This is a genomic window from Mycobacterium branderi (assembly GCF_010728725.1).
Lineage (GTDB): Bacteria > Actinomycetota > Actinomycetes > Mycobacteriales > Mycobacteriaceae > Mycobacterium > Mycobacterium branderi.
The window spans coordinates 4,130,260-4,145,787 of record NZ_AP022606.1; the positions used below are offsets into that span (position 1 = coordinate 4,130,260).

Consider the following 15,528-nt stretch of genomic DNA (forward strand, 5'->3'; position numbering starts at 1 on the left):
ATCCATGTGCCTCGCCTCGCGATTTATAATTGTGACTCCAGTCCCAATTCTCGAGCCAATTCTAGAGCATTTCGGGCGATCCGCACCCCAAGCGAATGGCGCCATCAAAATCGTTGGTGTGCACGGTTTTTCCCGCGCAATTGTTAAACTCTGCGATGCGTTTTCCACTCGCCGTAGGGCAGCGTGTCCAAAACGGTCTTCACCCCAACTTGAACCAGCTGCGGGGTGGCCGGACAGATGGCCAGCCACGCCTCCCCGGACCCGGCGGTGCGGGCCTGCTGGTACATCGCGATGCGGCCGCCGGAGCCGTCTTTCAGCGACAGCACCGACGCGCTTGGCGCTCTGGCGTCGTCGCGATACTGCCGGGCATAGACCGCTGCCTCGGCGGCCGGATCCGACAGCGCCTGCCCGAGCGCGGCCACCGTCGCCGCACTGATGCCCAGGCGGCGCAGGTCGCCGCCGGAGAAGACGTTGAAGCCCGAGCTTTGCCAGGCTTTGGTCACCTCGAGCATCTCCTCGAGAGGCACGTTGACGGCGTTGATCGCCGCCGGATCGGCGTGGTGGATGGACTCCAGCCCGTCGAAGACCAGCGCCGCGATCGAGGCGGTGTCGGTGATCGCCACGTCGTCGACCGTGATCTCGTCGCCGACCCGCACCGCCGAGACCCAGTGCTGCCCACGCCGGGCCAGCACCACCCGGAATTCGTTGTCGGGGATGTCGCGCGACCCGACCGGCTCCTCTTCTTCGCCCTCTTCCTTCTGCTTGACGCCGTAGAGCAGCTTGCCGCGCGACAGCAGCGCGATGACCTCCAGATCGGGCGCCGCCAGCACTCGCATCCGCGCGGCCACCTGCTCGTTGACCGTGTCGTCGGTGACGATGCCCTGCTCGCGCATCACCGCCATGCCAGGATGCTCGTTGAGCCAGTCGCTGGAATCGGTGGAGACGTATGGCCGGCAACGCAGCTCGGGGGCGACGTGGCGGATGTCCAGCAGCGCTTGGAGCATCCAGAAACCCTCGACGTTGACGGTGATATCCGTCCGGGTGCCCTGTTGGTCCATCGCTACTCTCGTGTCGCTGTAGTTGGAAACCGCAGGACACGGCAGCACACCGAGGGGGTGTGCTGCCGTGCCTTGCTTTCGAGTGTGCTACGCCCAGCTGGAGCCGACGGCGGAGTCGGTGCTGGCCATGTTGGAGCCGGCGGTTTGCACCTTCTGGCCGTGAGCGTTGGCCTGCTCGTAGATCACCTGAAAGTTGCGACCCAACTGGGTGATGAACTCCTGGCAGGCCGTCGACCCAGCGCCACCCCAAAAGTCCCCGGCAGCAAGCACATCGCGAATGATGGCCTGGTGCTCGGCCTCCAGGGAAGCGGCCTGGGCGCGGATCAAGGCGCCGTGGGCGTCGACGTCGCCGAACTGGTAGTTGATCGTCATGGGAAGTGTTCTCCTAACGTTGTGAAAGCTTACGCAGATGCGGCGAAAACCGCAGTGAGTCAGCTGCTCAGGATCTGCTGGCTGGCCTGCTCTTGAGCTTCGTAGTTGTTGGCGTCGCGAATCAGCCCGTCGCGCACACCGTGCAGCATGTTGACGATGTTGCGGAACGCGGTGTTCATCTGGCCCATGGTGTCGTAGGAGGTGGCCTGAGCCGTCCCGCTCCAGCCGGCACCGGCAATGTTCTGCGAGGACGCCCACATCTTGCGGGCCTCGTCCTCAACGGTCTGAGCGTGCACGTCGAAACGGCCCGCCATGTCCCGCATCGCGTGCGGGTCGGTCATAAAGCGCGTGGTCACTTGAATGTCTCCTTACTGGTCTAAAGCTCTGGACCCGAACTCACGAGTGATAGCCGGACGGGTTACGCGGTGGCATAACCGCCGACCCGAATACACAACGGACGATCCCCCTTCCCCCTAACCGGCTGCCACCGTGCATGAGACGACGGTGGGACGAATTTCGAACCGCAGGGACGCTGCGGCAGTCGTGAAATCCATCTATCAACGCTACTTCGGTACTCAGCCGGCCGCGATAGCGTTGGCGGCCTCGGTGGCCGCGTACGACCCGGCGCTGGTGCCCAGCGTGTTCACGAACATCTCGTGAATGGCCGCGGCCTGGGCGCTGACCGCCTGGTACATCTGGGCGTGTGCGGCGAACTGTGCCGCGGTCAGCGCCGACACCTCGTCGGCCGCTGCCGGAACTACCCCCGTCGTTGGGGCCGCCGCAGCCGCGTTCTGGGAGCTCAGTGCCGAGCCGATCCCCTGCAGGCTTCCGGCCGCCGCCGACAACGCCTCGGGCTGTGTGGTCACGAACGACATCTAGCCTCCTCCTCCAAAAGTCTCAGAATCGTTCCGTGCATGACAATAGATGGCCGTATTGATCGTTGCCGCCGCCAACGCCCCGTGTTCGCAAGTGTTCACCCAGCGACAACAACTGTTCATCTGCAGTAACAACTCAGTAACAAGTTGGGGACGCAATCAGGCGCTCGCGACGCCGAAGTGGCCAACAACCTGGTCGAATTCTGTGCTTGCGGATTGAGAATGGCTACCGGCCAAGCGCCGGCGCGGTCATGACTCGCAGTGCCTGAGGGCCAAAAGTGCTCGCGCGAGCGATAAAAATCTGGCCGCGGATAAGCCCCTCGGATTCACCGGCAACGCACAGCTACCACTCAGCGTTTCGTGATTGGCCTGTAAGTGAACGGTCGGTAAACTGCCCGTTAACGATCGATGCACACCGACGGTCGGGAGGTGACCATGACGAACTTGCCCGCGGTAGCCCTGGACAGCACTGTCGATCCTGCGGACCGGGCGAGTGCCGTCGACTTCATCAACCGTGTCAACCTGCTGTTCGATGCCTGGGACATCGACGCAATGGTCGAGGCGTTCTTACCGGACAGCGTGACCTACCACACCCACGGCATCAATCGTGGCCGGGCGGAAACGCGGCGCTTCTTCCAAGAGATGTATCCGTACAGCGTTCCCGGGGTCAGCCGCATCGCGACCAACCCGATCGTCGATCGCGACGGCGACGACGGAGTGATCGTGCGCTACCACAACCTGCTCATCCGCTATGCGCCGGAGCAGACGGGGCCGAAGGTGGTCCGGGGCGACGTGCCCGACGGCCCCGATGATCTGCCGGCCATCTGGGTCTACTCCGCCATGACGGACCGCTTGCGACGCACCGAGGGTGGCTGGCGGATTTTCGAACGCCACATCGGGACGACGACCATGAACGACCGTCTACGCCCCGTCCCGTCGCGCCCGGGCTTTATGGACCCTTACCTGCCACGGGCAGCGTCGTGGTGAGTTGGCCGCACGCAGTTAGTCAATTCAGCCGACGCGCAGTGGCAATGTTTTGAGCGCGAAGGTCTTAGCCGGAAAAGCGATCTCGGGCACGTAATCCGGGGCAACCGTGAAATCCGGGATTCTTTTCAGCCACTCGCTGACGATCACGGTCAATTCCATGCGTGCCAAATGCGATCCCAAACAGCGGTGCGGCCCGCCGCCGAATCCCCAATGCCGGTGGACTTTGCCGTCCATGACCAGCTCGTCGGTCGACACTGCGTCGCTGCCGTCACGGTTGACCGCGGCCATGCACAACCGCACGTGTGAGCCTGCGGGTAGCGTCATGCCGCCGACGACGACAGTCTGCGTGGTGACTCGCGGCGCCACCGGTGCCGAGGGTTCCAGCCGGACGATCTCTTCGATGAAAACCCTGATCTGCTTCGGATTGTCCTGGAGCATGCTCCGCAGCGCCGGTCTGCGCGCCAGCTCCAATAGCGAGAACCCGATCGCCGCCGTCACGGTGTCCAAGCCGGCCAGGATCAACAGGTGGCTCATGCCCAGTAGCTCGAGATCACTGAAGGCGCCCTCGCCGGTCATCACCGCCGACAACATGTCGGTGCCCGGATTTCGCCGGCGTTGTGCGATCGCGTCGGCCAGGTACTCGAAGAGCTCGCGCGTCGAGGTCACTTCCGCCTGGGTTGGGTAGGCCGAGGCGGTGACGATGGCGTCTTTCCAGGCGATCAGGCGATCACGATCTTCCAGCGGCAGACCGTACAGATCGAGGAACACCTGAAATGGATAGACACTCGCCAGGTCCGCCATCGCCTCGCATTCGCCACGCTGGGCGATCGCCTCGATCATGTCCGCAGCATGTCGGCGTAGCACAGGCAGAGACTTACTCAACCCGTACGGGCTGAAGTACGGCTGCAGGATCTTTCGGTACCGGGTGTGCTCCGGCGGGTCGAACGCCAGCGGTACCACCGGCAGCGGACTGCCCGGCGGTTGGAGCGCCAATCGCGACGAGAAGACCGTGGGATTGCGCAGCGCCGCGAGCACATCCTCCCGACGGGTCAAGTAGTAGAAGCCGTTCATGAACACCACCGGGCCGGCATCACGAAGCACCTTCCACCCGACGCCGCGGTCGGCCGCCATAGGCAGCGAGGCGTAGTCAAGCACCGGCAGATGAAAGCTGCCGGCCTCCCCGTCATCCGCGGTGCTCATGCCACGCATCGTATGCGCGCACGGGTGGCTTCTAGAATCGATGCGGTGCGCGACCGCGGGAGGACAAGCCCATGAGAGTTCGTCTGGAACAGTCGAAATGCGTGGGCCATGCACAGTGCTATGCCGTCGACCCCGATCTCTTCCCCATCGACGAGTCCGGTTATTCCATCCTCGAAGAACACGAGGTGCGGCCCGAGGATGCGCAGGTGACTCGCGACGGGGTGGCGGCCTGTCCGGAGATGGCGCTCATCTTGGACGAGGATTGACCGCGCTTTCGGTAGCGGCCAGATTGCCAGGCGCACATCGGTTTTCGCGGACTTTACTCAGGCGCCTCGCCGTCCCACCGGGCGCTCGGGAACCGGCCCCGTAACGCGTTGAGCAGGCGGTGGATCTCGTCGATGCGCGAGTGGATCCGCAGCAGATGCTTGGTCGGCGCAACGCCACCGGTCTCGAATTGCTGATCCAGCGATTCCGCCATCCGGTACGCGATTTCATGTAACTCGGCGATTTCCGCTTGCAGGATCCCCTCGAAGAGTCGCGCCTGCGCTACCTCGGCAGGCTTCGCCGGACGCGCCGGGATGTTGGCCGCCCCAGTCCACGGCCCTGGTCCGCCCGGATGACTCGTCGACATAGTCAGCAAACCAGATGACTCCGCAGGCTGCGCCATGCGACACTCCTAACCCGAGCCCCGACCGTTCACCACGCTGCAACCTACCCTCTCACTGCCCGAAATCCATTGGTCCTGCAGACCGTTTCCAACTGTTCATCTTTGGGCTACTGCCGCGCTACCCGGCGTCCCGGCAGCTACCCGTGCGAATGCCGGCCATGTCGTGTAAAAGAGTCTGATGGACGACCCCGCCCGCAGCTCGATCGATTCATCGACGCTGCGTGCGGCCATGGTGCGGCGGTTGTATCGCCGGTCGGTGGCCTCCGGCCAGATCACGCTGCCAGCAGTTCCTGCCATGCTCGGCGAGTACGTCACGATGTGTCACAACGTCTTCGCCGGCATGGGAGTGGAGGTCACCGCCGACCAATTCGCCCAACTGAAAACAGTTTTGGCGGATCAGTTGGCTCAGGCCTACACGGCGTCCTCCCGTTCCAACATTGTCATCTCGTACCACGCTCCGTTCGGCACCACGCTGCACTACAGCGTCGCAGTGGAAACGTCGACCATCGAGGGCGAGTACGACCACTGGGTCGCCACTCGCGAGGGACCGCTGTTCGGCGCGGAACCAGATGCGCGAGTGTGGGTTTTGGCCAGCGAAATACCTGATCCCACAAACCATCCGGTGCTCGACATCGGCGCGGGAACCGGGCGCAACGCGCTGGCCTTGGCGCGACGCGGCCACCCGGTCGACGCCGTCGAGATGAGCCCGAAATTCGCCCACATCATCCGCTACGAAGCCGAACGGGAATCACTCGACGTACGCATCGTCGAGGGTGACGTCTTTGAGGCCGCGGATGGTCTGCGCCGGGATTATCGGCTGATCGTCCTCTCCGAGGTGGTGCCCGACTTCCGGACGACACAGCAGCTACGGGCCATGTTCGAACTGGCCGCCCAGCGCCTGGCCCCCGGCGGTTGTTTGGTGTTCAACGCCTTCGTGGCCCGCGACGATTACACCCCTGACGACGCCGCGCGGGAACTCGGACAACAATGCAACACAATGGTTTTCACCCGCGACGAGATGACGGCCGCGGCGGCCCGGTTGCCTCTCGACCTTGTAGCCGACGACTCAGCCTACGAGTACGAGAAAACCCATCTGCCAGAAGGGGCTTGGCCGCCCACCGGCTGGTACGAGAACTGGGCCAACGGCCTCGACTTGTTCGACGTCGCGCCCGAACAGTCACCGATCGAGTTGCGCTGGCTCGTCTACCAGCGTCGCCCGTAACGTCAGCCGGCGAACGGCGGACGTGACATCACGGTGGGGCGGAACCCGTATCGGGGGGCCGCACCTCCGGCGTGCCCTGCACCGGCACCGGCCAGCGGCATGCCACCCAGCAGGTTTCCGGCACCTCCGCCTTCCGGAGCGGCGGCGACACTGCTGATGGGCATCGGGGCGTGCGGCGCCGTCAACGGCGCTCCCCCGATCCAGGTGGGCGGCACCGACAACCGACCGACGGCGCCCGCGTTGCCCAACCCCGCCGACACCGCTGCCGGCGCGCCGGCCCCGCCAGCTCCGCCTCCCAGCAGGCCGCCGAGCCCACCCAGGCCGCTGGCTGCTCCCTTTGCGGCAGCACCCGCTGCCGCGGGGGCCTGCGCGCCGATCAAGCCCAGAGTCTTGGCCGACTGCACAAAGTTGTTGGCCATACCGATGCTGAAGTAAGGCAGACCCTCGGTGTTGTAGAAGAAACCTGCGAACGGTGAGTAGGCGTTCAGCAGCCCCGACAGCGAAGTAGGCGCAGTCGACGACCCGGTCAGGAGCTGCCAGATGCCGCTGAATGGATCCGTCGCGGTCGACGACGCCGTGGAAGTCGGCGTCGCAAGACTTTGCAGGGCGTTCGGGACGGCAGATTGCAGCTGCGACAGCGTCGACTGCGCGCTCGTGCCCGACGCAGTGCCGGCGGCGTTGGTCACCGCGGCGGCTTGAATGGCCTGTCCGGCGGGATTGGTGGTCTGCGCGGGCGCGGCGAACGGGGTCACCTTCGTGGCGGCGGCCGCCTGGCCCGCATACCCGTACATCGCGGCGGCGTCCTGGGCCCACATCTCGCCGTACTGCGCCTCCAACTGCGCGATCGCCGGAGTGTTTTGGCCCAGAACGTTGGTGGCGACCAGCTGCGCCGTCTGAGCACGGTTCGCCGCGATCAGTGGCGGGGGCACCGTCGCGGCAAACGCCTGGTCATAGGCCGCCGCGGCGGCACGGGCCTGCGTGGCTGCTTGCTCGGCCTGGGCAGCGGTGGTCTGCATCCACGTCACATACGGTGCCGCGGCGTTGGCCATCGACGTCGACGCCGGCCCCATCCACTCTTCGGTGGCCAGTCGCGTGACCACGGTGTCGTAGCCGGCGGCGGCGGAATTGAGCTCGGCGGCAAGGCTATTCCAGGCCGAGGCGGCGGCCTGGAAGGACGACGAACCCGGGCCGGCGTAGATGCGAGCGGAGTTGATCTCCGGCGGTAACGCCCCGAAGTCCAGCACTGCCAGCCTCCTCAGCCCGCCGCGATCGCGTTGGCGGCTTCGGTGGCCGCATACGATCCGGCGCTGGTGCCCAGGGTGTTGACGAACATCTCGTGGATCGCCGCGGCCTGTGCACTGACTGCCTGGTACATCTGCGCGTGGGCGGCGAACTGCGCGGCGGTCAGCGCCGACACCTCGTCGGCGGCGGCGGGGACGACCCCGGTTGTCGGGGCAGCGGCGGCGGCATTCTGCGCGGCCATTCCCGAACCGATACCGGTCAGGTTGGCGGCGGCCGCCGACAACGCCTCGGGCTGCGTTGTCACGAATGACATATGATTTTCCTCCCTCACAAACCGCAAAAGCAGCTCGATTAGTGAGGTTAGGGGCCGATTCCGGCCTGCACCCCGTCCAAAACCAAGTGTTCATTGGTGGACGGCTAGTGTTCATCCGCCAGCCACAGCTGTTTACCTAATGTTTGAGTTAATGTCGCCTGGCTCGGTGACGGCGAACACACCCGCCTATACCGAGCCCTGCAGACCGGCCGGGCGCAGCATCGACCCGTCATCGGCGAGAGCGCCGCAGATCCGGCCTGCCGGCTTTGCGTGAGCTTCGACGTGCCGTCTGCCATCGCGGTCACTATCGTGATATGGGCGATCGGCATTCGGACTTGTTGAATCCGAAGGGGACTCGGGCAGTCGCCAAACGCCAAGACCGGAGGACGAATGTCAATCCACTCGGCATCAGAACCTCTTCACGTGTGGGCATTCGGCGATGCGCACGTCGGCACTGACAAGCAATTCGGCAGACACAGCCTTGCCGAGGCGATTTCGCAGTCCGAATTCGGTGGGAGCGAAGGCGGTCCAGCCTTCGCCTGGGACCTTGCGATCGACGTGGGCGACATGTCCGGTGCACACCACAGCCTGCCCGATGACGCAGAAGGCGAAGAGGTGCGTCGACAGTTCTCGGTGTTGCGCAAGCACCGACGCGAAGACATCTACAGCGTCTGCGGCAACCACGACCGAAGCGGGTTAGCCGAACCCGAGGCGTGGTGGTGGCAAAAGTGGGTGGACCCGCTGGGCGACCACAACGAATTCTCGGGTGTTGACGCCAAAGCCCGCCGATATGCCATTAACGGGACGTGGCAACGGTATTCCTTTCAGGTAGGGAACCTGCTCTTTTTGATGATGAGCGACCGCAACGAGCCCACCCAAATGGTGGGGCGAGGAACGCTCGGCGGTAACCCGGGCGGTGTGGTGAGCGGCGAAACATTTCAGTGGTGGAAAGACGCGGTCGACAACAATCCCGACAAAATCATCATTTCGGTGCACCACTACGTCCTGAAGGACACGACCGTCGCCTCCGGCGCGTGGGAAGGTCTGCGCAAAGGCGCCGACGGCCGTTGGGAGGAGCATTATCACCGATACTTCGAGCAAGGCACGCCGCGGGGCGCGTCGTATCTGTACTGGGTTGACAGCAAACAGGATTCAGGCGCATTCGAGAACTTTCTCGCCGAACGTCCCGGATGCGTACAGATGTGGATCGGCGGGCACACCCACACCAACCCGGATGACTCGTTCGGCAACAAAACCCACATCGAGCGACGCTGGGGCACCTGGTTCATCAACGTCGCGTCGTTGAGCCGCCATCACATGCCGCTGACCACGTTGCCGATCAGTCGACTGCTGACCTTCACCCCAGGCAGCCGCGACGTGCGTGTGCAGTGCTACCTGCACACCAGCCAGCATGCGCCGCAAGGCTGGTATCCCAAGGCAGAACGCACCCTGCGGCTCGACATCCCTTTCCGGCGTTGATGTTCTGCCGTCCGACGCAGTGGCGTCAGCGAGACTCCGGGGCGTGGTCGAAGCGGCGGTCCACCCAGTCGGCGAACCGTGGGGCGGAACGGATTTGGCCGTCCGCCGCCAACAGGTCGGCTAGCCGCTGCTCCGCGCCAATCACGGTGTCATCCAGCGGGGTCGGCTGGCGCAGGGTGCGGCCCTGTGCGACGGCGGCGACAGCCGGGTCGAGGCCGGCCGACTCGGCGTACTTGGCCGCCCACTCCCGGGGGTGTTCACGTGCCCACACCGCGGCGTTCGCATAGCGCGTCAGCAGGTCCCCCAAAGCGGTGTTGCGTTTCGGGTCGGCCAGCCCCTCGTCGGAGGCGATCGCGAACGAGTACTTGTGCTTGCGCGAGACGAGACCGCGCACCGGGAGCTGTTGTTCGGCCTGGGCGGTGTACGGGTCCCATACCGCCCAGGCGTCGACCTGCCCGTTGCGGAATCCCGACAACGCGTCCGCGGGCTGTAAGAAAACCAGGTGAACGTCGGCGGGTTTGAGTCCGGCCTTGTCCAGCTGGTCGAGCACGTTGGCGTGTGCCGAACTGCCCTTGGCCAGCGCGATGGTCTTGCCGCGCAGGCCATCAACGGACTGGATCGCGGAATCGGTGTGGACCAGAATCTGGTCGCCTGGGCCGCCTCCCTCGTATGCCGACAGCACCTTGATGTGGGCGTTAGCCGCCGCGCCGAAAATCGGCGGGGTGTCGCCGGTGATGGCAACGTCGATCTTGCCGGCGGTGGCGGCCTCGACCATCGGCGGCCCAGATGCGAACGTGGAGAACGTGATCCGATACGGCAGATGGTCGAGCTGCCCCGCCGCTCGCAGCATCGACTCGGTGCCGACGCTCTTTTGGTCCCCCACTTGCAGCGTCAGGTCGGCCAGCTGTGATAGCGGAACTTTGGCTGGCTCATGGGCGGGGCCGGTGGCACGCTGGCGTGCGACGCATGCCGGAAGCAGCAGGGCGATAACGGTCAAAAGTACTGCGGTATAACGTCGCAGGGACAGAACGTCTCGTGCAGAGTTGGGCATCTCAGCCGGCGAACGGCGGACGGGCCATCACGGTTGGCTTGAACCCGTATCGGGGGCCAGAACCGCCCACGTGTCCAGCACCGGCGCCAGCTAGTGGCATCCCGCCCAACAGGTTTCCGGCGCCGCCACCTTCTGGTGCTGCGCTCACACTGCTGATGGGCAGCGGAGCATGCGGGGCCGTTAACGGGGCTCCGCCAATCCAGGTGGGCGGCACCGACAATCGACCGACTGCCCCCGCATTACCCAAGCCCGCCGACACAGCTGCCGGCGCGCCGCCGGTTCCGCTTCCCAGCAGGCTTCCGAGCCCACCCAGGCCGCCGGCTATCCCCTTGGCAGCCCCGCCAGCGGCCGCGGGCGCGGACGCGCCGATCAATCCCAGCGTCTTCGATGTCTGAATCGCGGCGTTGGCTATGCCGGTGGTGAAGTTCCCCATGCCCTCGCTGTAGTAGAGAACGGAGGAGGGTGCCACAAGGTCGGTGAAGATCGCCGACAGCGATTGGGGAGGAGTGGACGACCCGGTCAAGAGCAACCAGAATTCGCTCCACGGGTCTGGCGTCGTCGAGGTCGAGGACGCGGCCGATGCGGGCGTCGCGAGGCTCTTCAGCGTGCTGGGTACCGAAGATTGCAACTGGGACAGCGTCGACTGCGCACTCGTGGTGCTGGAGCTGGCGGCCGCTTGGGCGACCGCGGTCGCTTGAGTGGCCTGTCCGGCGGGATTGGTGGTTTGCACCGGGGCGGCGAACGGGGTCACCTTCGTGGCGGCGGCCGCCTGGCCCGCATACCCGTACATCGCGGCGGCGTCCTGGGCCCACATCTCGCCGTACTGCGCCTCCAACTGCGCGATCGCCGGAGTGTTTTGGCCCAGAACGTTGGTGGCGACCAGCTGCGCCGTCTGAGCACGGTTCGCCGCGATCAGCGGCGGAGGCACCGACGCTGCGAACGCCTGGTCATAGGCCGCCGCGGCCGCCCTCGCCTGGGTGGCCGCCTGCTCGGCCTGCGCAGCGGTACTGCTCAGCCAGGCCACGTGGGATTGCGCCGCATCCGCCATTGCCGCAGATGCCGGACCCAACCACTCCTCGCTGGTGAGTTGGGTGACCACGGTGTCGTAGCCGAGCGCCGCCGAATTCAGCTCGGCGGCAAGGCTATTCCAGGCCGACGCGGCGGCCTGGAACGACGACGAACCCGGGCCGGCGTAGATGCGAGCGGAGTTGATCTCCGGCGGTAACGCCCCGAAGTCCAGCACTGCCAGCCTCCTCAGCCCGCCGCGATCGCGTTGGCGGCTTCGGTGGCCGCATACGATCCGGCGCTGGTGCCCAGGGTGTTGACGAACATCTCGTGAATCGCCGCGGCCTGCGCACTGACTGCCTGGTACATCTGCGCGTGGGCGGCGAATTGCGCGGCGGTCAGCGCCGACACCTCGTCGGCGGCGGCGGGAACCACGCCCGTCGTCGGCGCAGCAGCAGCGGCATTCTGCGCGGCCACCCCTGATCCGATACCCGTCAAGTTGGCAGCCGCCGCCGACAACGCCTCGGGCTGCGTGGTCACAAACGACATCAGGCTTCCTCCTCAAGAACGGTCAGCTCAACGACTTCGAAACTCGCTTGGTAAGGCAGGTTAGATGGCAGACACCGAGCCGTAATCCTGCCGACACTTGGTGTTCAGTTCGTGGACAACATTCGTTCCAGCCCGGAGCGACTCACATGGCGCGGCCGTCCGAGCCGCTTCGATGGCCCCTACCTGCAGGAAGCCCCACATATCCCGCCGTCGCCACGACCCGCGGCCGTCGGCCCAGACGGACAGTCCGGTCCTCTTCGCGGATAAAATCTCGGCGCGGATAAAGCCATGTACGTCGGCGTCGGCTGCAGAACGCGGCAATTCAGGCGAAAGCCTGTCTGCCCCAAGGGGCGACACCGAGATCGAAACGGTACCCACCGCGACTAGCCGGCCGACGGTGGGCGCGACACCACACTGTGGCGGAACCCGTATCGGTGGACAAAGCCGCCGGTGGCGCGCCGGCCCGCTCCGGTCAGCGGCATCCCGCGGAGCAGGCCCTGGGTGTTTGCCGAAGCGCCGGGTGCCTGGGCGCCCAGCGCTCCCGCGCTCTGCGGCTCCAGCGCCGAGGACGTCGCCCCGGTCCAACCAGGTGGCACTGACAGCTTTCCGATCGTGCCCGCTTGGCCCACATTCGCCGACACTGCTCCGCCACCGCCATGCCCCAGACCCAGACCTGCAAATTGCGGCGTCGGATACCAGGCTCCGCCGGCACCAGCCGTTGTTCCTCCCGGGCCAAACGTCACCTGCTGTGCGATCGAGATAGCAGAGTTGGGCATGCCCTCGAGGAAATAGGTCCCGCCAAAGATACGAGTCGTCAGTAAGGTCCTGATGCTGCTTGAACCCAGGATGGCGTTCAGCTGGTCCCAAAATGAGGAGCCCGACGACGAGGACGACGTGGACGTCGAGACTTGTTGCACCGCTTGCGAAATGGTGGGGGCCGAGGCCAGCTGCGGGGTCGTCGAGGCGGTGGTCTGCGCGGAAGCGCCCGCCGACGTGCCGGCGGCCTTGGCGACCGCTGCCGACTGCCCCGCCAGCCCGGCGGGGTCGGTGTTTTGCGCCGGCGACGTGAACGCGGCCAACCTGGTGGCAGTCGCCGACGCCGCGGCATAGCCATACATGGCCGCGGCGTCTTGAGCCCACATCTCCGTGTAGTGCGCCTCGGTGGCCGCGATCGCCGGGGTGTTCTGCCCGAAGAAGTTCGTCGCGATCAACGCCATCAACAACGCGCGGTTGGCTGCGATCACCGGGGGCGGAACTGTCAACGCAAACGCCGCCTCATAGGCCGCGGCCGCGGCCCTCGCCTGGTTAGCGGTCTGCTCGGCCTGCGCGGCGGTGGTACTCAGCCACGACACATACGGTGCGGACGCCGCGACCATTGCCGTCGATGCCGGACCGAGCCATGGCGAACTCGTCAACTCCGAAATCACCGAGGCATAGCCGGTGGCCGCGGTATACAACTCCGCCGCTATCCCGTCCCAGGCCCCCGCGGCAGCCAGCAACGGCCCCGCTCCGGGACCGGCATACATCCGCCCCGAGTTGATCTCGGGTGGTAGCGCCCCGAAATCCATCGCTACGCTCGTCGATCAGCTGGTTCGCGTTTCGGGATGATCTGGACGGCGGCACAGGAATGTGCGCTGCTCCGATGAGCGGGACTTGGACCTGGCGCTGCGAACCGCGCCGCCCGGGCAGACATTTCCAGTTGCGTCGGCACGAGTGGAAACTCGCTTCCTTGTCAATAGCGTTCAGCATCAACCACATTGGGTGGTCACTCGCCAATCGCGAGCGGTGTAGTGGATGACACTAAATGGCCAAGACGGAACCCGATGGCTACGCCGTGTTCACCTCAGCGCCATCCAATGTCACCGGAGCGCTATCAACTGTTCATCCCGGCAGCGCGTCGACGGCACCGGCGGTGGCCGTCACCTGTGCAAACAACGCGATGTCGGGTCGCCGTCGCGAAATTGTGGCCGGGCGGCCAAGCGCGCAGGCGGATAAAAATCTCGGCGCGGATTAAGGCCTATCCGCCACCGGGCGACGGCGGAGACGTGCGCGGCGTACGGGCGCGCTAGCGGCTATCCGGCCGATGGGGGGCGGGTCAAAACGCTGTAGCGGAATCCGTATCGGTGGGTGAAGCCACCGGCGGCCCGCCGGCCGGCAGCCGAGAGCGGCATGCCGCGAAGCAGCCCGGACGGTCCGTTGGTCTCCGAGGCGGCCCCCAGGCTGGTGACCGAGGACAACGCGGCCGACTCGTTTGCCTGGGCAGCCCCGGCGGCCCAGCTCGACGGCACCGACAACTGCCCGACCGAGCCGGCCTGGCCCACGGCCGCCGACACCGGTGAGCCGCCGCCGCTGCCCAGGCCAGCCAGGCCGGCAAATTGCGGCGTCGGATACCACGCCCCGCCCGAACCTGCCGTAGCTCCCCCGGGGCCAAACGTCAGCTGCTGGCTGATCGAGGCCAAGAACTGGCCGATTCCGAGCGGGAAGTAGCCGAACATGCCTGACGTCTGCTTCAACAGCGCGGTCCAGTTTCCGGTCGTCAGCGCGGGACCGGTGCCCAGGGGTGCGGGCAGGAACGACGACAGCGAGCCCGTCGACGTCGACGCCCCGGTCGCCGTCGATGTCGACGAAAGTTGTTGCAGCGCTTCAGGTACCACGGAAGCGGAGGCCAGCTGCGGGGTGGCGGACGCGGTGGTTTGCGCGGACGTTCCGGCCGGAGTGGCGGCAGCTTTGGCCACCGCCACGGCCTGAGCGCCCAGACCCGCCGGGTTGGTGGTGTGCGCCGGCGGAGTAAACGGAGTCACCGTCGAAGCCGCCGCCGACGCCCCCGCATAGCCATACATCGCCGCGGCGTCTTGGGCCCACATCTCCATGTAGTGCGCCTCGGTGGCCATGATCGCCGGCGTGTTCTGCCCGAAGAAGTTCGTCGCGACCAGCGCCATCAACAACGCCCGGTTGGCCGCAATCACCGGTGGCGGCACCGTCATAGCAAACGCCGCCTCATAGGCGGCCACCGCGGCCCTGGCCTGATTGGCCGTCTGCTCGGCCAGCGCCGCCGTCGTACTCAGCCACGACACATACGGCGCAGCCGCGGCCGCCATCGACATCGACGCCGGACCCACCCACGGGCCACTGGTCAACTCCGAAAGCACCGAGCTGTAGCCGGTGGCGGCCAAATACAATTCCGCCGCCAACCCATCCCAGGCCCCCGCAGCCGCCAATAACGGTCCAGCCCCAGGACCCATGTACATCCGACCCGAATTGACCTCCGGCGGCAATGCGCCGAAATCCAGCACTACGTCCTCCCCAACATGGCGCGGTTGCCGGTCCACAGCGTGGTCAAGAATCGGTTATGAGTCCGGTAGCCGAGTGCGTGATGGATGTCGGCCCACGAAGCGCGGTGTGTGCTCACAGCCGAAATGCGCTTTCTTCCCTCGGTAATCCTCAGACTCAACAACATTGAGCAGGTGTTCGTCGCTGAACAATTGCTCGTTGGTGAGATTAGTTGGCC

18 protein-coding genes are annotated in these 15,528 nt (G+C 65.7%); 5 read left to right on the top strand and 13 right to left on the bottom strand.

Annotated features, from left to right (window positions below; translation table 11 throughout):
* Window positions 1-143: 143 nt before the first annotated feature.
* The 4 genes from G6N47_RS19935 to G6N47_RS19950 all read right to left on the bottom strand — a co-directional run bounded on the left by G6N47_RS19935 (window position 144) and on the right by G6N47_RS19950 (window position 2,305).
* Entirely contained in the window at window positions 144-1,058 is a 915-nt protein-coding gene (locus G6N47_RS19935; RefSeq protein WP_083134195.1) for an ESX secretion-associated protein EspG, read from the bottom strand.
* 87 nt (window positions 1,059-1,145) lie between these two features.
* Window positions 1,146-1,430, bottom strand: coding sequence for a WXG100 family type VII secretion target (locus tag G6N47_RS19940; RefSeq protein ID WP_045384667.1), 285 nt, complete (start codon window positions 1,428-1,430; stop codon window positions 1,146-1,148).
* Window positions 1,431-1,489: 59 nt separating this feature from the next.
* Complete coding sequence (locus G6N47_RS19945) at window positions 1,490-1,786, bottom strand: WXG100 family type VII secretion target (RefSeq protein WP_062538366.1); 297 nt, start codon at window positions 1,784-1,786, stop codon at window positions 1,490-1,492.
* Between the two features lie 219 nt (window positions 1,787-2,005).
* On the bottom strand, window positions 2,006-2,305 hold the full coding sequence (locus G6N47_RS19950) for a PE family protein (RefSeq protein ID WP_062538365.1): 300 nt from the start codon (window positions 2,303-2,305) through the stop codon (window positions 2,006-2,008).
* A 435-nt stretch (window positions 2,306-2,740) separates the two neighbouring features.
* Here G6N47_RS19950 and G6N47_RS19955 point away from each other — a divergent pair, with 435 nt between their 5' ends.
* A complete protein-coding gene (locus G6N47_RS19955; RefSeq protein ID WP_083134206.1) occupies window positions 2,741-3,292 on the top strand; it encodes a nuclear transport factor 2 family protein in 552 nt (183 codons plus the stop codon).
* Between the two features lie 24 nt (window positions 3,293-3,316).
* Here the strand turns inward: G6N47_RS19955 and G6N47_RS19960 are convergent, their stop codons facing one another.
* A complete protein-coding gene (locus tag G6N47_RS19960; protein ID WP_083134194.1) occupies window positions 3,317-4,492 on the bottom strand; it encodes a cytochrome P450 in 1,176 nt (391 codons plus the stop codon).
* 71 nt (window positions 4,493-4,563) lie between these two features.
* Here G6N47_RS19960 and G6N47_RS19965 point away from each other — a divergent pair, with 71 nt between their 5' ends.
* Complete coding sequence (locus tag G6N47_RS19965) at window positions 4,564-4,758, top strand: ferredoxin (protein WP_062538364.1); 195 nt, start codon at window positions 4,564-4,566, stop codon at window positions 4,756-4,758.
* Between the two features lie 53 nt (window positions 4,759-4,811).
* Here the strand turns inward: G6N47_RS19965 and G6N47_RS19970 are convergent, their stop codons facing one another.
* Complete coding sequence (locus G6N47_RS19970) at window positions 4,812-5,159, bottom strand: hypothetical protein (RefSeq protein WP_139799703.1); 348 nt, start codon at window positions 5,157-5,159, stop codon at window positions 4,812-4,814.
* Between the two features lie 178 nt (window positions 5,160-5,337).
* Here G6N47_RS19970 and G6N47_RS19975 point away from each other — a divergent pair, with 178 nt between their 5' ends.
* Entirely contained in the window at window positions 5,338-6,381 is a 1,044-nt protein-coding gene (locus G6N47_RS19975) for a class I SAM-dependent methyltransferase (RefSeq protein WP_083134192.1), read from the top strand.
* A gap of 2 nt (window positions 6,382-6,383) precedes the next feature.
* On the opposite strand, the gene G6N47_RS19980 is transcribed toward G6N47_RS19975, so the two are convergent.
* Both G6N47_RS19980 and G6N47_RS19985 read right to left on the bottom strand, forming a co-directional pair.
* Window positions 6,384-7,622 (bottom strand): PPE family protein, encoded by a 1,239-nt coding sequence (locus G6N47_RS19980; protein WP_083134205.1) that lies wholly within the window; start codon window positions 7,620-7,622, stop codon window positions 6,384-6,386.
* 14 nt (window positions 7,623-7,636) lie between these two features.
* Window positions 7,637-7,936, bottom strand: coding sequence for a PE family protein (locus G6N47_RS19985; RefSeq protein WP_083134191.1), 300 nt, complete (start codon window positions 7,934-7,936; stop codon window positions 7,637-7,639).
* Between the two features lie 423 nt (window positions 7,937-8,359).
* Here G6N47_RS19985 and G6N47_RS19990 point away from each other — a divergent pair, with 423 nt between their 5' ends.
* The gene (locus tag G6N47_RS19990; protein WP_232080250.1) at window positions 8,360-9,415 is read left to right on the top strand and encodes a metallophosphoesterase; all 1,056 of its coding nucleotides are present in this window, start codon (window positions 8,360-8,362) and stop codon (window positions 9,413-9,415) included.
* A 25-nt stretch (window positions 9,416-9,440) separates the two neighbouring features.
* Here the strand turns inward: G6N47_RS19990 and G6N47_RS19995 are convergent, their stop codons facing one another.
* From G6N47_RS19995 to G6N47_RS20010, 4 genes are all read right to left on the bottom strand, one after another.
* Window positions 9,441-10,436, bottom strand: a complete 996-nt coding sequence (locus tag G6N47_RS19995) for an ABC transporter substrate-binding protein (protein ID WP_372517525.1) — start codon at window positions 10,434-10,436, stop codon at window positions 9,441-9,443.
* Between the two features lie 31 nt (window positions 10,437-10,467).
* Window positions 10,468-11,706 (bottom strand): PPE family protein, encoded by a 1,239-nt coding sequence (locus tag G6N47_RS20000; RefSeq protein ID WP_083134203.1) that lies wholly within the window; start codon window positions 11,704-11,706, stop codon window positions 10,468-10,470.
* 14 nt (window positions 11,707-11,720) lie between these two features.
* Window positions 11,721-12,020, bottom strand: coding sequence for a PE family protein (locus G6N47_RS20005; RefSeq protein ID WP_083134189.1), 300 nt, complete (start codon window positions 12,018-12,020; stop codon window positions 11,721-11,723).
* Window positions 12,021-12,403: 383 nt separating this feature from the next.
* The gene (locus G6N47_RS20010; protein WP_083134188.1) at window positions 12,404-13,588 is read right to left on the bottom strand and encodes a PPE family protein; all 1,185 of its coding nucleotides are present in this window, start codon (window positions 13,586-13,588) and stop codon (window positions 12,404-12,406) included.
* A gap of 236 nt (window positions 13,589-13,824) precedes the next feature.
* Between G6N47_RS20010 and G6N47_RS20015 the strand changes: the two genes are divergently transcribed.
* On the top strand, window positions 13,825-14,034 hold the full coding sequence (locus G6N47_RS20015) for a hypothetical protein (protein ID WP_083134187.1): 210 nt from the start codon (window positions 13,825-13,827) through the stop codon (window positions 14,032-14,034).
* A gap of 58 nt (window positions 14,035-14,092) precedes the next feature.
* Here the strand turns inward: G6N47_RS20015 and G6N47_RS20020 are convergent, their stop codons facing one another.
* Complete coding sequence (locus G6N47_RS20020) at window positions 14,093-15,313, bottom strand: PPE family protein (protein WP_083134186.1); 1,221 nt, start codon at window positions 15,311-15,313, stop codon at window positions 14,093-14,095.
* Window positions 15,314-15,528: the final 215 nt, after the last annotated feature.

Excerpts from the sequence above, each read along its gene's own strand:
- G6N47_RS19935 (WP_083134195.1), bottom strand. The coding sequence starts at position 1,058 with ATGGACCAACAGGGCACCCGGACGGATATCACCGTCAACGTCGAGGGT.
- G6N47_RS19940 (WP_045384667.1), bottom strand. The coding sequence starts at position 1,430 with ATGACGATCAACTACCAGTTCGGCGACGTCGACGCCCACGGCGCCTTG.
- G6N47_RS19950 (WP_062538365.1), bottom strand. The coding sequence starts at position 2,305 with ATGTCGTTCGTGACCACACAGCCCGAGGCGTTGTCGGCGGCGGCCGGA.
- G6N47_RS19955 (WP_083134206.1), top strand. The coding sequence starts at position 2,741 with ATGACGAACTTGCCCGCGGTAGCCCTGGACAGCACTGTCGATCCTGCG.
- G6N47_RS19960 (WP_083134194.1), bottom strand. The coding sequence starts at position 4,492 with ATGAGCACCGCGGATGACGGGGAGGCCGGCAGCTTTCATCTGCCGGTG.
- G6N47_RS19965 (WP_062538364.1), top strand. The coding sequence starts at position 4,564 with ATGAGAGTTCGTCTGGAACAGTCGAAATGCGTGGGCCATGCACAGTGC.
- G6N47_RS19970 (WP_139799703.1), bottom strand. The coding sequence starts at position 5,159 with ATGGCGCAGCCTGCGGAGTCATCTGGTTTGCTGACTATGTCGACGAGT.
- G6N47_RS19975 (WP_083134192.1), top strand. The coding sequence starts at position 5,338 with ATGGACGACCCCGCCCGCAGCTCGATCGATTCATCGACGCTGCGTGCG.
- G6N47_RS19985 (WP_083134191.1), bottom strand. The coding sequence starts at position 7,936 with ATGTCATTCGTGACAACGCAGCCCGAGGCGTTGTCGGCGGCCGCCGCC.
- G6N47_RS20005 (WP_083134189.1), bottom strand. The coding sequence starts at position 12,020 with ATGTCGTTTGTGACCACGCAGCCCGAGGCGTTGTCGGCGGCGGCTGCC.
- G6N47_RS20010 (WP_083134188.1), bottom strand. The coding sequence starts at position 13,588 with ATGGATTTCGGGGCGCTACCACCCGAGATCAACTCGGGGCGGATGTAT.
- G6N47_RS20015 (WP_083134187.1), top strand. The coding sequence starts at position 13,825 with ATGGCCAAGACGGAACCCGATGGCTACGCCGTGTTCACCTCAGCGCCA.